The sequence below is a fragment of the Patescibacteria group bacterium genome (genome assembly GCA_041653535.1).
GTDB lineage: Bacteria > Patescibacteriota > Patescibacteriia > JACRDY01 > JACRDY01 > JBAZFH01.
This window is the reverse complement of record JBAZFH010000002.1, coordinates 145,654-159,495: the sequence shown is the minus strand read 5'-3', so window position 1 is coordinate 159,495 and position 13,842 is coordinate 145,654. Positions and strand designations below refer to the sequence as shown.

Sequence of the window (13,842 nt, the reverse complement as noted above, 5' to 3'; positions counted from 1 at the left end):
TTCACTAATCTTTGAGCAATAACCATATGTTTAAAACTACTATTTCTACCAACGATTTCGACGCTATCCGCCTCAGGCTGGCTTCGCCAGAAGCGATTCGCACCTGGTCTCACGGCGAGGTTTTGCGTCCGGAAACTATCAACTACCGCACCCAAAAACCGGAAAAAGACGGACTTTTCTGCGAAAAGATTTTTGGTCCTTCTAAGGATTGGGAATGTTACTGCGGTAAATACAAAAAAATCCGTTATCAAGGCATCGTCTGCGACAAATGCGGAGTCGAAGTCACTCGTTCTATTGTTCGTCGTGAACGCTTTGGTCATATCGACCTTGCCGCTCCAGTATCTCATATTTGGTTTTTGCGCGGCGTGCCCAGCAAAATCGGATTGGTATTAAATCTCTCCCCTCAAGCGATGGAAAAGGTAATTTATTTTGCCAGTTTTATCATTACCCAGGTAGATGAAAGCATCAAAGAACAAACATCGGAACAGCTGAAAAAAGAATTTACTGATGCCAAAAAAGACATCGAAAAAAAATTCCTTGAAGACGTCGAACGAATAAAAAACGAGATGAGAGACAAAAAGGAGAGCGAAATTGACGACGCTATTTCCAAACTAAACGCCGCTCGTGACAACGATTTGCTGGAACTGCAGAAAGAATATGAAGAAACGGAAAAGGAGATCAAAGATATTAAAAAGATGAAAATAATTTCCGAGCATGATTATCAGGAAATGTCTCTCAAATACGGTCCGATGTTTACTGCCGCGATCGGCGCTGAAGCCATAGATATCCTACTGCAAGAAATCGATGTTCCCGCATTGATTGAAAAAATCGACAAAGAACTGCTAGATGCTCAAGGAGCAAAAAAAGACAAGCTGATAAAAAGAATCAAACTGCTACGCAGCCTGAAAAAAACCAATATCGATCCCGACTGGATGATTCTCAAGGCGATTCCCATCATCCCGCCCGACCTGCGCCCGATGGTTCCGTTAGACGGCGGTCGTTTTGCTACATCCGATCTCAATGACCTTTATCGTCGTGTCATCAACCGCAACAATCGTCTCAAACGCCTCAACGATCTCAATGCTCCGGAAGTGATCGTTCGCAACGAAAAACGCATGTTGCAAGAAGCCGTCGATGCGCTGATTGATAATTCCGCCCGTCACAGTAAAACCGTCGTCGCTTCGACCGGTCAAAAACGCCAGCTCAAATCCATCGCTGACATATTAAAAGGAAAACAGGGTCGTTTCCGCCAAAACTTACTAGGCAAAAGAACCGACTATTCCGGTCGTTCGGTTATTGTGGTTGGTCCTGAACTAAAACTATATCAATGTGGTCTGCCAAAAAGAATGGCAATGGAACTCTTCAAACCGTTTGTCATTTGCCGTCTGATCAAGGACGGATATGTCCATAACATTCGTTCGGCAAACAGATTTATCGAATCTGATCGTCCGGAAATTTGGGACATCCTCGAAGGCATTACCAGCAAAGCGCACGTGATGTTAAACCGCGCTCCGACTCTTCACCGCCTGGGCATCCAAGCTTTTCAACCAATTTTAATCGAAGGTAAGGCTATCCAGCTGCATCCGCTAGTTTGCTCCGCTTTTAATGCTGACTTTGACGGCGACCAAATGGCTGTTCACGTTCCGCTGACCGAAGAAGCAAAAAAAGAAGCTGCTAATCTGATGCTTTCGGCTAATAACCTGCTCAAACCGGCCGACGGCAAACCAGTTGCCAAACCAAATAAAGACATAGTACTTGGTATTTATTATTTAACCAATGAAGATCCGATAGATGATAAAAAGAAAATAAAGTCTTTTTCTTCCGCCAAAGAAGCAAAACGCGCCTATCAGATGCGCCATATCGGCTTGCGGGAAACAATCAAGATAAAAGACAGGTTTAAAAAACGAGAAGAGGAAATAATCGACACTACTATCGGTCGAGTCATCTTCAATTCTATCATTCCTGCCAAACTGCCTTACTACAATCAAACTGTTGACGGCAAAACCATTACCAAAATAATCGCTTTGATTTTGGAAACGCAGCTGCCAGAAATTACCATCGATTTTCTGGATCAAATCAAACGCATGGGTTACAAATATTTAACCAAGTCCGGCTACTCCTGGGGCATGAACGATTTGCCGTTAGTAGAAGAAAGAAAAGATCTTATCAAAAAAGGCGACGAACTGGTTAATGAAACCGAGGAACAATACCAACAAGGATTACTCACCGATCGTGAAAGGCGAAATAAGATAATTGAAATATGGATGGGAGTAAAAGATCAAATCGCACAGATATCTATCGCTAAACTAGCTAAATCCGGTCCGGTGTTTGCCATGATCAATTCCGGCGCTCGCGGCACCGTCGGTCAGCTGACCCAAATGGTCGGTATGAAAGGTCCGGTATCAAACCCAGCCGGTGAAATCATCGAACTGCCAGTCAAAGGAAACTTTAAAGAAGGTTTTGATGTTCTCGAATTTTTTATCTCTACTCACGGTTCTCGCAAAGGTTTATCCGACACCGCTTTGCGTACCGCTAATGCCGGTTACCTCACTCGTCGTCTCGTTGATGTCGTCCAGGATGTAGTAGTTAAAGAAGACGACTGCGGCGATGACGAAGGCGTGATAATCACCAAAGAAGAAAGTACGGAAATGGGCGAAACCATCAGCGAACGCGTCTGGGGCAGAACATGTCTGGAAACGATCAAAGGCGCTCGCGGTAAAGTAATTGTCGAAAAAGGACAGCTTATCACCGAAGAGATCGCTCGCGAATTAGATAAGCTTGATTTGGATCAAATTAACGTCCGCTCGGTGCTGACTTGTAAACTAAAAAAAGGTATTTGCCAAAAATGCTACGGCTATGATCTGGGCTACAACCACCTCGTCCAGAAAGGCACCGCCGTCGGAATTATCGCCGCTCAATCTATCGGTGAACCTGGCACTCAGCTAACCATGAGAACTTTCCACACCGGCGGTGTCGCAGGTAAAGACATTACCCAAGGTCTACCAAGGGTTGAAGAACTTTTCGAAGCACGTACTCCTAAGCACAAAGCCTTTGTTGCTGAAGAAGACGGCGTGATTTCTATCGAAGAAACTCCTCGCACTATTACCGACCCGACCGGTAAAGTCGTTTTGTCCGGCAAATTCGGTCAAAAAATGATTCGCATCAACTACAACGAATACGAGGAAGCTGAATATTCAGCCGGGAAAAACGCCGAGGTGTTGGTAAAAGACAATGATACTGTAGAAAAAGGGTCAGCTCTGATCAGCACCGCTGACGGCAAAAAAGTTTTTGCCAAAAATGGCGGAACGGTAAAAATAGAAAAGAACAAAATAAAAGTAACCGGCGAAGTTGCTAAGGCGGCAGAATACTTAATTCCTGTCGAATACACTATTGTCATCAAAGACGGCGACCTGGTAACCAAAGGAGATCGCCTTACTGACGGCAGCCTTGACCTACATTCCCTGTATCGACATAAAGGTAAAATCGCCGTCCAAAAGTATATGTTGCGAGAAATCCAGCATATCTACTCTTCCCAAGGTCAGCGTTTAAACGACAAACACGTCGAGATTATCATCAAACAACTGTTTTCTCGCGTTTATGTCCGTGATGCTGGCGACACCGAACTTTTACCAGGATCGATCGCCGAACTAGCCGAGGTGCTGGAAGCCGATGAAGAAGTTGAACTGTTAAAGAAAAAACCAACAACTTTTGATGAATTATTTCTTGGTATTTCCAAAGTGTCTCTGTCCACTTCTTCCTGGCTATCCGCTGCTTCCTTCCAAGAAACAGCCAGGGTTCTAATCAACGCCGCGGTTACCGGAAAGATCGACCGACTGGAAGGATTAAAAGAAAACGTTATCATCGGTCGCATGGTTCCGGCTGGTACCGGCTACGGTATCAAACAAGCCCTGCCGCCAATGGAAACTGAAACGACTGAACAAGTACAACCAAAATAATAATTTCCGATATACACCACAAAATCCCGAGGGTAACTCCCCGGGATTTTGTTATCAGAAAAAAAACCCGCCTCCGATAAAATATCGAAAACGGGTGTTTGCTGTTTATTGTAGGTCGGCTATATCCAAAATAACCGCGTTAATCATTTTTAATGCCGCCTGGATCGCGGCTTCCTTGATTTTTTCCCGATCCCCTTGATCGGAAAAATCGTGTTCTCGCTGCCGGGTAATCTGAATTCCGCTTTTTACCCCAACAACGGCGATATAAATACGACCGGGTACGGAGTTCTGGGTGTTAGCAGGATCAACACGTGATATACTGCCGGTAATACCGACACTGATATCGGCCTCCAGCGCCACCTGCAGCCCGGCGCGAGCCATAGCCAACGCTGTCTGCATGGAATACACCGTATATTCCCTGATGGTTTCCACTGGCACTCCCATGTCAATTTTGGCTCCGTTAGAGTAAACAACGAAGGCTCGCTGTAAAACCTCGCTTGCGCCCGGAATATTAGTGATGGCGTTAACAACGCCACCACCGGTGCAAGACTCCACAGTGGTAATAGTCAATTCGTGGTGCCTCAGCAAATCCACGGCTTGACCAGCTAGCGATCCGGTAAATGATTCCACAAAACCTCCTTTTGGTTTTTACAGTGCATTTTTTAATTTCAAATAATACCGCTGGAATCCATTTTTGTCAAGAAAAAGGACCCTTTGCACAAGGGTCAATGTTTTTTCTTTTTAACTGGTAGTAAAATAAAACCAGGAAACCAGTAACAGCATCAAAAATCCTCCAGTGCAACAATAAAGTATCATGGACGTTCTTCCGCGGACAATTATCTGCTCGAATACCTTGATCGATTCGTGATCATCAGGATAATCCGACGCTGTTTTGATCATTACCATCGCCCATAAAACCCGGGCAATAATTACGACCAAACAAACAGCGAGAAGAACAAACCAGACAATCCACAAACTAGCAATCATCTCCATATCGCCCCCCTTTTTATTTGATTGTCAACCGACTACCAAAGAATAATTCTTTGGATTTTTTTTGTCAAGGAAAAAGACCCTCTGAATGAGAGAGTCTTTTAAAAAACGTCTACGTAGCAATAATATTGAGTACCTTCAAAAACAGCGAGATGATCATAAGCAGTGCAAAAAATACACCCAAAGTACTGACGACAAAATGCTTTTTGACAACCAGCTTAAAATTGCCGGGACTGCTTTTTGCCGCTCCCGCAATGACGTCACCGGAATTGTTGGAAACAGCCTTCTCCTGTGGCTGACCAACATCAGGGAAAGAATTTAAAAAACGCACAATAAGATGACAAAAACAAACTATCATCAGCGTTTCCCACAACCACCAAAGATCTGCCATCTAAGACCCCCTTTACTAGTGAAGGTTTCGAAGAACCTTCGCTGCAAATTAAGTTGTTAAAATAATTTTACCAAGATAAACAACCCGCACATTCCAAATCCAATAATAACACCGTAAGCCACGCAAATTCCCGCTAAATCAGAAATCTCTTTTGACTGCTCCGGACTGACAACAGCGGAAATGCTGCATTTCAATCTTTTGAACTGATTTGTAAGGCGAGAGCAAGCAATGAGCGTAAAAATAAAAATAACCAACAAAAGAACTGAACTGCTGTTTGCCATTTTTCACCTTCCTCCTTAGAAAAATTAATGTTTTAGCGCAAGAAAAGATTGCTATTTTGTCAAAGTATTAACAAATATTACCACAAAAAATAATTATGTCAACTATTACCTGATCGACAACTACTTTAGCATTTATCAAATAAACGATAAATCTGTCAATTTTACCTCAAATATGCTATGATAAATGAGTAAAAAATACACTAAATTCACACTCCAATTAGACCTATTAATTATGTCTAGAAAACACAAAGTCGGAAGACCAAAAGGCAGTAAAAATCAAAATCTAAAACACGGCTACAAAAACAACAATACTTATTACGACGATAATGAATACGCTCCGCTATTAAGCCCGGAAACCAAACGCGGTGTTTTTATTATTTTTTTATTAGCCCTATCTATTATTTCCATCCTTAGTCTTTTTGATCTTGCCGGCGTGCTGGGAATATATATCAGAAATATTCTCACCTATCTTTTTGGCTGGGCAACATGGATATTCCCTTTAATTCTTCTGATGCTGACATATTTAATGGTCTTGCCTTCCCGCTATGCCATCAGTTTTATCAATTATTTTGGACTAATCTTATTTAGTCTGAGTTTTAACGGTCTGCTTCACCTCAATATCCCCTTGGATCAAGCGATTGAAACTATTTCCACTGGTCGCGGTGGTGGATATTTGGGGCTATTCCTTTCCTGGCCGCTACAGAAATTTATGGGTTTTTGGGCGACTTTAGTAGTACTGATAGCGATAATGCTTATTGCTGTTATGATTACTTTTAACACTTCTTTCCAGTCACTGGCGGAAAAAAGCATCTTTTTTAATTCTCTCATCTCCAGACTACGCGGTAAGTGGCAGCAAAAACCTACCGATGACGAAACCACTTATGGAAATGATGAGGAAGAATATGAAGAGGATGTAGAAGAAAACAAAGAAACAAAAAATCAACCAAACCAAGAACCGGAAAAGGTCGAAACCGAAGAAGAAATACTCAGGGAAAAATCTTTTGCAACAAAAAAAATAGACGAACAAAAACCGTTATTTGGTAAAAAATACAAAAAGATAGACGTACCGCTTGATTTGCTTGCCGATCAAAAAGAAAAACCAACCGCCGGTGATATCAAAATGAGTCAGGAAAGAATTCACAAAACTTTACAAAACTTTGGCATTGAAGTTGAAATGGGTGAAGTAAGCGTGGGTCCAACCGTTACTCAATACACTTTAAAACCGTCCGAGGGGGTAAAGCTTTCTCAGATCACTACCCTGCACAATGATCTTGCCCTGGCTCTTGCCGCTCACCCGATACGTATCGAGGCGCCAATCCCCGGAAAATCTTATGTCGGTATTGAGGTACCAAACCAAACCATTGCTACGGTAGGACTAAAAGAAGTTCTCTCTTCCAAAGAATTTGCTACTCGCAAATCAAATCTTTCTGTGGCGCTAGGTAAAGACGTTGCCGGATCCGCTTGGGTAGCAAATCTCGACACCATGCCACACCTCCTCATTGCCGGCGCCACCGGCAGTGGTAAAACCGTTTGCGTTAATTCTATTATCACCAGCTTGCTCTATCAAAATAGTCCGAATACTTTACGGATGATTTTAGTCGATCCTAAGAGGGTAGAAATGCCGGTTTATAATGGTATTCCTCATCTGATGACCCCGGTAATCACCGACGTAAAAAAAACCATCAACGCCCTCAAATGGACGATTTCAGAGATGGACCGTCGCTTTGAAATCCTCGCCAAAACCGGACATCGAGATATTCATTCTTTTAATAAAGCCGGCAAAGAAAAAATGCCGTATTTGGTGATAGTAATAGATGAATTAGCCGACCTGATGCAAACTTCTGGCGCCGAGGTAGAAGGATATATCATTCGTCTGGCTCAACTTGCCCGTGCGACCGGCATACACTTGGTACTAGCAACCCAGAGACCGTCTGTTGATGTTATCACCGGTCTGATCAAAGCCAATATTACCAGCCGCATTGCTTTTGCCGTTGCTTCAGGTACTGACTCACGAACCATTCTCGACCATGCCGGAGCTGAAAAATTGCTTGGTCGCGGCGACATGCTATTTATTTCTGCCAACTTATCCAAACCGAAACGTATTCAGGGCGTGTTTGTTTCTGACGACGAAATCCGCCGGATTGTTGAATACATAAAAGGACAAAACGGCGAGGTAGAATACGACACCACTATTACCGAAAAAGTTTCCAGCGGCGGAAATTTTAATTATGACGAAGACGGCGACGAACTTCTCGATGAAGCGAAAGATTTGGTTATTCGCGCCGGAAAAGCCTCTGCCTCATATTTACAAAGAAGATTAAAAATAGGCTACGCTCGCGCCGCGAGAATTCTTGATCTGCTTGAACAGCAGGGTATTATCGGACCAGGCGAAGGAGCTAAACCCAGAGAAATATTGGTCAGCAAAGAAGATGACTATCCAGACGAAGAATATTCTTCTTCTGGGGGCTTTGCTGCCGAAGAAGAAAAGATAGAAGTCGAGGAATTAGAAGAGAATGACGATGAAATAGGTGAAGAAGAATCAATAGAGGAGGCTGACGACGAAATTGAATCCGCTATTGAAGATGATGTAGCAGATGAAGAAAGTGAGGAACCAAAAAAAACAAAAACACCCGAAGCCAATCCCGATGACAACGAATTGATTTAGCTGAACTAAAAATACAAAAAATAAAAATAAAAAGTGGGCGACCCCTCTTTTTATTTGTTAAATAATTATGATGAATTTTTCCGCCAAACAACTAAACCAATACGAAACAGTGGCAGAAATATTTTCAGCTGCCAGAAAAAGTAAAAATGTTGATCTGGCAAAAGCTGAAAAGGTTTTGAAAATAAACAAAAAGTACCTGCTGGCGCTAGAAAACGCTGAATACGAAAAAATGCCCGGTGAAGTGTATATCAAAAACTTTGCTCGAGCCTATGCCCAATATCTAGATCTTAATGTAAAAAATGTTTTAAAACTAGCAGATCGTGAGCTGGAGATTACTAAAAAAATAGGTCAAACTCCGGAAATTGTTATTCAACCAAAAACCCAAGAGATGCAAAAAATAATTATCACGCCAAAAACCATTCGCGTTGGTGCCATCATTTTGTTAGCTATCGCTTGCGTTATCTATCTCGGCTGGGAAATAAACTCTATTTTTTCACCGCCATTTCTGTCCATATCGTCTCCGACAGAAGACTTGATCAGTAAAGATAATTTTATTACAGTAGAAGGACAAACCGTCCCCGAAGCTCAGCTGACTATTAATGGTCAGGAAATCTTAGCGGATCAAAACGGCTATTTTCGCAAACAGCTAGACCTGCAAACAGGTATTAATAATATCGAGATAAAATCTCAGAAAAAAAGGAGCAAAGAAAGTATTGTTATTCGCCGTGTTATGGTCGAGGAGCAACCGACACCGGAAACCACCATGCCGACAGACCGCGTCCAACCCGTTGATGCCGCACTACCAACACAAAACACACCATTAATACCATAAAATTAGTTTAGAAATATTTAATCTGGGCCTATATACAATATTAATGAACGATTAATATTGATAAAAACTATCTATGACAAACAAAAAATCAACTGACAATCAAGCCAATAGACAACATCTAGCCGAAGAAGCTATTGATCAAATCAGACAACGATTTGGCGACGGATCAATCATGAAACTTGGCGAAGCCAAAGCCATGCAGGTCGACGTAGTACCTACCGGATGTTTATCAATAGATATTGCCCTAGGCGTTGGCGGCGTACCCCGTGGTAGAATCATAGAAATCTATGGTCCTGAAGCGTCTGGTAAAACCACTCTAGCTCAACATGTTATCGCTGAAGTACAAAAACTCGGCGGCGTCGCTGCTTTTGTTGACGCTGAGCACGCTCTTGACCCCAGCTATGCCCAAAAAATAGGAGTGAATATCGACGAACTTTTTATCTCCCAACCAGAATCAGGCGAGCAAGCCCTGGAAATAGTGGAAACGCTGGTTCGCTCCAACGGTGTTGACGTCATTGTTGTCGACTCGGTCGCCGCGCTCACTCCCCGCGCGGAAATCGAAGGCAGTATGGGCGACCAGCACATGGCACTGCAAGCAAGACTAATGTCTCAAGCTTTGCGTAAGCTAACTGCTATAATCAGCAAAACGAAGACTGTTTTGATTTTTATCAACCAGACCAGGCAAAAAATCGGCGTATTTTTTGGCAATCCGGAAACCACCACCGGCGGTATGGCGCTAAAATTTTATTCCTCCATCCGAATCGAAGTACATCGTGCGGCGCAAATCAAGCTAGGCGAAGAAGTGGTGGGTAACCGGGTCAAATGTAAAATAGTAAAAAATAAGGTTGCTCCACCTTTCCGCACTTGCGAGTTTGATATTATGTATAACGAAGGAATTTCTCTATCCGGTGATCTGATCGATCTTGGTTTAGAATATAAAGTGATTACCAAGGTGGGAAACACTTTTAACTATGGCATAAATAAACTAGGCGTCGGTCGGGAAAACGCCAAACAGTATCTGCGGGAAAACGCCAAACTCATGGACGAAATCAGAGAAAAAATCTGGTTAGAAGTGAGAAAAAAACAAGCCGAATAAAATTATCGATACTTTAAAAGGCGATACCATCCGGTATCGCCTTTTTGCTTGTTGTTGAGGTTACTTTTCCGCCGTATCCGGAACCAGTTTCAGGATCCAGATCGACACGATCTGGTAGTTGACCAGACCGATTACCATGCCGGCAACAGCGCCGATGATGGCATTGCCGACAAAGTATCCAATAGTCGCTCCGATGGCCGAGTCGACCAAACAGAGCAACCGCCGATCGGAGTGAACGGCAATGAAAAGCTTCTTACAGGAAAGTCCGACGAATTTCATAGTCGCCACGACCGCCCGCCAAATCGTCTTGGCGTGTTTCACCAAGAGATAAATCATATAGAAAGGGACAACGGGCGCGCTCACTTTAATAGGCATCCAGAAAATCGAAAAAAAGTCCCACCATCCCGCAGATTCATCCTTATTGTGCATGTGCATGGCGCACCCCATTCCGAGCATCGCTGTAATAATTACGGCGACGTCAAAAATTCCGCCGGTGCCGAATGCGTGCTTTGCGTAATTTAAAAACACCGCATACGACAACCCACTCGACGTCCATAACATAACAAGAAGACCAATAAGCACTAGCATCACGACCACGACCAATACGATAGTCAAAACCTTGCCGATCGGAAGTAACACCATATCCTTGAAATTCACTTCTTTGGCAGTGCTGATCACCGCCTTGGGAATCGAATAGAAGAAATGTTTGGGATCGTAGCCGATGTAGCCGACTACAGCGCCGACAGCTGTGCCGATAATCCACAGATACTGACCGAACTCGAAACGAGCGGCCAGTTCCAGAGAAATCATGGCGCCCAAAAAAGCGCCAATGAAACACGCGACCGCGATTTTCATCGTCTTGCTCATCTTACCATTCCTCCTTTTACGGCATTTGTGTTTTTGTTGTCAAAAATCGATTATTCTTTTTACCATATCAAAAGAAAAATGTCAAGTAATATCCTGGATCTAAAAAAGACGTCCCCGTTGGACGTTTCGTTGTCATCCTGAGCCTGCGAAGGATCCCTCTTAATTACCCGCTAGGGAAAAAGAATAGTATTAACGCAATCATCGACGATTACGTTTTGTTTGATATCCTGTGTTTATCTCTTCTCTGGAGGGATCCTTCACGGAGTTTATCCTGAGCGTAGGCGAAGGACTCAGAATGACAATTTTATTCTTCCACGTTTAAATCAATCCAAGAAGGATTCATTGATCTAATTAACACCTCTTTTTTGTAACGCTTCCAACCTTTTAAAACCTTCTCGTAATTAATAGCTTCTTTAATCTGAGAAAAACGTTCGTAATAAACTAGTTTGTTACAACCATACTTTCTGGTAAAGCCGGGATTAATTCCTTGTTTATGTTCGTCGATTATACGATCAAGGTTGTTTGTAACACCGATATATAACGTACCGCTTTTACTAGCCACAATATAAACGTAATAATTACCGTTCGTCATATGTTAGCAATATAACATAGCAAAGATTAAATCTTTCTAAAACAAAAAAGCGTCCCCGTTGGACGCCTTTTTATAAAAACTCTTAATTCTTGTCTCTTCTTATTCGTTTACCCTCTCCAGGTATTCGCCCGTTTCGGTATTAACCTTAATCACATCGCCTTCTTTGATAAACAAAGGGACATTTACGTCAAATCCAGTTTCCATAGTTGCCGGTTTTGTTACTTTTCCTTGAGCAGTGTCTCCACGAGCGCCGTCAATCGTCTGAACTACTTTCAGATTTACTTTTCCTGGCAACTCTACCGACACCGGCTCACCGTTGTAATAAAGAGCGTCTACTTCCATTCCTTCTTTGAGAAACCTGGCTTGATCGCCCATTTGTTCCAGACTGATACCAAACTGCTCATATGTTTCATTATTCATAAAATAAGCATGATCCGGATCAGAATAAAGATAACCGGATCGACGATGTGTTAAATCGGCCTCTTCAACACGATCACCGGGATGAAAATTGTTTTCAATCACTTTGTTAGTGATCAGGCTTTTTAGCTTAGTCTGCATTACCGGTTTTCGTTGCTGCATACGGACAAAATTTGCCTCAACAACAAGATAAGGTTGATTATCAATATCCAATACTTTTCCTTTTTTGATGTCGTTTAGAGATGATATTGCCATAGTATATCTTGCTTATGCCGACAATCAAGAAAGCCGGCAGCTTTTTTTAACGCAAACCGCGCAAAAGTTTCCTTTGCGCGAAATTGCGACAAAACTAGCAGTTTTGCTATTTAAAATTTTATTTATTAACAAAAGGCAATAAAGACATTACTCTTGCTCGCTTGATCGCCATCGCCAGTTTTCTCTGATGTTTAGCGCAAACACCGCTGCGGCGACGGGGAGCTATTTTACCATAAGACGAAGTGAAACGGCGAATCAACTGAGCGTCTTTATAGTCGATTTCTTCGTAGTTATTGGAACAATAATAGCATTCCTTGTCTTTTTGATCCTGTTGTTGATTTTGTTGGCGTCTATTGTTATTCATAGGTTAATTACGTTTTACTTAAAATGGAATGTCTTCTACTTTTATTTCTTCTTCGACTATCTCTCCGCCGTCTGCTTCCGGAGTGACCTCCTCCTTGCCAGAACCGGCAAAAGGAGAATTATCCGTATTAGCACCCTTGCGATCCAACATCACCATATTGTCAGCGATAATCTCAGTACGATAGCGTTTCACGCCATCTTGACCTTGCCAGTCGCGAGTTTGAAGTCTGCCTTCGATATATACTTTACTTCCCCTGTGCAAATATTTACCACAAATCTCGGCGAGCTTTCTCCAGGCAACAATATTGTGAAACTCGGCTTTTTCCTGACGCTGACCACTAGAATCCTTCCAGGTCAGGTTAGTAGCTACGGAAAATGAAGCGACGGAAGTTCCCTGGGGAGTTGTTTTTAATTCTGGATCTCGGGTAATATTTCCGATGATCATAACTTTGTTAAGACTCATATTTTTTGTTGGTTAGTTTACACTCCGATGCCTAAACAAAGGAGGGTGTAAAAAATTGATTTATAAAATCGTATTATCAATCAACTCATCCAACTTTTTATCAAGGTCTTCGATACTTACCTTGCCTCGTTTGTCGTCTTTTTTTGACTTTTCGACGTCTGTTTTCTCCGGCACGACAACTCTTTCGGCATCAATTTTTTCCTTTAGCTGTTCAACCTCTACTTCCTCCGCTCTGGCGCGGCGTTCTTTTTCCTTAGCTATCTCTTCGGCAGTCTTTTCTTTTTTAATAACAACCAAATGACGTAAAACATCCGGGAACAACCGCAAAGAAGTATCTAGCCCTTTGAGCTTATCTGGATTCAAATTAAACTCGGTAACAAAATAGTAACCGTGATAAACTTGCTTGATTGGATAAGCCAGTTTTTTCTTACCCATGTCTTCTTCATAGGTAATTTGGCAACCATATTCAGATAAAATCGCTTTAATTTTATCATTAACGGCTGGCAACTCATTTACCGTATATTTTGCCGGTATGATATACAGTAGTTCATAATGCTTAAGCATTTTTTCATCTTGCACTTCTACCATAAAACATTGGAATTAATAATTTATTAAACTTTTGATTAAATTTTATTAAACTGGGGATAAAAAAAATTTCGAGGTGTCTCGAAAAA

Annotated in this window: 14 protein-coding genes; 4 read left to right on the top strand and 10 right to left on the bottom strand. The window is 42.2% G+C overall.

The features are described 5' to 3' along the window. Positions 1 to 26: 26 nt before the first annotated feature. A complete protein-coding gene (gene rpoC, locus WC310_02700) occupies positions 27 to 3,956 on the top strand; it encodes a DNA-directed RNA polymerase subunit beta' (protein ID MFA5358701.1) in 3,930 nt (1,309 codons plus the stop codon). Positions 3,957 to 4,061: 105 nt separating this feature from the next. Here rpoC and WC310_02695 read toward each other — a convergent pair whose 3' ends face one another. The 4 genes from WC310_02695 to WC310_02680 form a co-directional block, all read right to left on the bottom strand. Then, positions 4,062 to 4,586 carry a CinA family protein gene (locus WC310_02695; GenBank protein MFA5358700.1) on the bottom strand — a complete coding sequence of 175 codons (525 nt, stop codon included), beginning with the start codon at positions 4,584 to 4,586 and terminating at the stop codon, positions 4,062 to 4,064. Between the two features lie 111 nt (positions 4,587 to 4,697). Beyond that, positions 4,698 to 4,949, bottom strand: a complete 252-nt coding sequence (locus WC310_02690) for a hypothetical protein (GenBank protein ID MFA5358699.1) — start codon at positions 4,947 to 4,949, stop codon at positions 4,698 to 4,700. A gap of 109 nt (positions 4,950 to 5,058) precedes the next feature. After that, a complete protein-coding gene (locus WC310_02685; GenBank protein MFA5358698.1) occupies positions 5,059 to 5,337 on the bottom strand; it encodes a hypothetical protein in 279 nt (92 codons plus the stop codon). A gap of 56 nt (positions 5,338 to 5,393) precedes the next feature. Continuing rightward, positions 5,394 to 5,618, bottom strand: a complete 225-nt coding sequence (locus tag WC310_02680) for a hypothetical protein (GenBank protein ID MFA5358697.1) — start codon at positions 5,616 to 5,618, stop codon at positions 5,394 to 5,396. Positions 5,619 to 5,850: 232 nt separating this feature from the next. On the opposite strand from WC310_02680, the gene WC310_02675 reads away from it, so the two are divergent. The 3 genes from WC310_02675 to recA all read left to right on the top strand — a co-directional run bounded on the left by WC310_02675 (position 5,851) and on the right by recA (position 10,211). After that, positions 5,851 to 8,283: a DNA translocase FtsK gene (locus WC310_02675; protein ID MFA5358696.1), complete on the top strand. Its 2,433-nt coding sequence runs from the start codon at positions 5,851 to 5,853 to the stop codon at positions 8,281 to 8,283. A gap of 67 nt (positions 8,284 to 8,350) precedes the next feature. After that, positions 8,351 to 9,115 (top strand): helix-turn-helix domain-containing protein, encoded by a 765-nt coding sequence (locus tag WC310_02670; GenBank protein ID MFA5358695.1) that lies wholly within the window; start codon positions 8,351 to 8,353, stop codon positions 9,113 to 9,115. Positions 9,116 to 9,188: 73 nt separating this feature from the next. Further along, positions 9,189 to 10,211, top strand: coding sequence for a recombinase RecA (gene recA, locus WC310_02665; protein ID MFA5358694.1), 1,023 nt, complete (start codon positions 9,189 to 9,191; stop codon positions 10,209 to 10,211). A gap of 60 nt (positions 10,212 to 10,271) precedes the next feature. On the opposite strand, the gene WC310_02660 is transcribed toward recA, so the two are convergent. The 6 genes from WC310_02660 to rpsF form a co-directional block, all read right to left on the bottom strand. Next, the gene (locus WC310_02660) at positions 10,272 to 11,078 is read right to left on the bottom strand and encodes a hypothetical protein (GenBank protein ID MFA5358693.1); all 807 of its coding nucleotides are present in this window, start codon (positions 11,076 to 11,078) and stop codon (positions 10,272 to 10,274) included. Between the two features lie 304 nt (positions 11,079 to 11,382). Next, the gene (locus tag WC310_02655; GenBank protein MFA5358692.1) at positions 11,383 to 11,670 is read right to left on the bottom strand and encodes a GIY-YIG nuclease family protein; all 288 of its coding nucleotides are present in this window, start codon (positions 11,668 to 11,670) and stop codon (positions 11,383 to 11,385) included. Positions 11,671 to 11,769: 99 nt separating this feature from the next. Further along, positions 11,770 to 12,342 (bottom strand): elongation factor P, encoded by a 573-nt coding sequence (efp, locus tag WC310_02650; GenBank protein ID MFA5358691.1) that lies wholly within the window; start codon positions 12,340 to 12,342, stop codon positions 11,770 to 11,772. Between the two features lie 118 nt (positions 12,343 to 12,460). Beyond that, positions 12,461 to 12,706: a 30S ribosomal protein S18 gene (gene rpsR, locus WC310_02645; protein MFA5358690.1), complete on the bottom strand. Its 246-nt coding sequence runs from the start codon at positions 12,704 to 12,706 to the stop codon at positions 12,461 to 12,463. Positions 12,707 to 12,724: 18 nt separating this feature from the next. Continuing rightward, the gene (locus tag WC310_02640) at positions 12,725 to 13,168 is read right to left on the bottom strand and encodes a single-stranded DNA-binding protein (GenBank protein ID MFA5358689.1); all 444 of its coding nucleotides are present in this window, start codon (positions 13,166 to 13,168) and stop codon (positions 12,725 to 12,727) included. A gap of 60 nt (positions 13,169 to 13,228) precedes the next feature. Further along, a complete protein-coding gene (rpsF, locus tag WC310_02635) occupies positions 13,229 to 13,756 on the bottom strand; it encodes a 30S ribosomal protein S6 (GenBank protein MFA5358688.1) in 528 nt (175 codons plus the stop codon). Between the last annotated feature and the right edge of the window lie 86 nt (positions 13,757 to 13,842).

What these genes read in the sequence shown, in the direction of transcription:
- rpoC (MFA5358701.1), top strand. Translation starts at nt 27, where the DNA reads ATGTTTAAAACTACTATTTCTACCAACGATTTCGACGCTATCCGCCTC.
- WC310_02690 (MFA5358699.1), bottom strand. Translation starts at nt 4,949, where the DNA reads ATGGAGATGATTGCTAGTTTGTGGATTGTCTGGTTTGTTCTTCTCGCT.
- WC310_02685 (MFA5358698.1), bottom strand. Translation starts at nt 5,337, where the DNA reads ATGGCAGATCTTTGGTGGTTGTGGGAAACGCTGATGATAGTTTGTTTT.
- WC310_02680 (MFA5358697.1), bottom strand. Translation starts at nt 5,618, where the DNA reads ATGGCAAACAGCAGTTCAGTTCTTTTGTTGGTTATTTTTATTTTTACG.
- WC310_02675 (MFA5358696.1), top strand. Translation starts at nt 5,851, where the DNA reads ATGTCTAGAAAACACAAAGTCGGAAGACCAAAAGGCAGTAAAAATCAA.
- WC310_02670 (MFA5358695.1), top strand. Translation starts at nt 8,351, where the DNA reads ATGATGAATTTTTCCGCCAAACAACTAAACCAATACGAAACAGTGGCA.
- recA (MFA5358694.1), top strand. Translation starts at nt 9,189, where the DNA reads ATGACAAACAAAAAATCAACTGACAATCAAGCCAATAGACAACATCTA.
- WC310_02660 (MFA5358693.1), bottom strand. Translation starts at nt 11,078, where the DNA reads ATGAGCAAGACGATGAAAATCGCGGTCGCGTGTTTCATTGGCGCTTTT.
- WC310_02655 (MFA5358692.1), bottom strand. Translation starts at nt 11,670, where the DNA reads ATGACGAACGGTAATTATTACGTTTATATTGTGGCTAGTAAAAGCGGT.
- efp (MFA5358691.1), bottom strand. Translation starts at nt 12,342, where the DNA reads ATGGCAATATCATCTCTAAACGACATCAAAAAAGGAAAAGTATTGGAT.
- rpsR (MFA5358690.1), bottom strand. Translation starts at nt 12,706, where the DNA reads ATGAATAACAATAGACGCCAACAAAATCAACAACAGGATCAAAAAGAC.
- WC310_02640 (MFA5358689.1), bottom strand. Translation starts at nt 13,168, where the DNA reads ATGAGTCTTAACAAAGTTATGATCATCGGAAATATTACCCGAGATCCA.
- rpsF (MFA5358688.1), bottom strand. Translation starts at nt 13,756, where the DNA reads ATGGTAGAAGTGCAAGATGAAAAAATGCTTAAGCATTATGAACTACTG.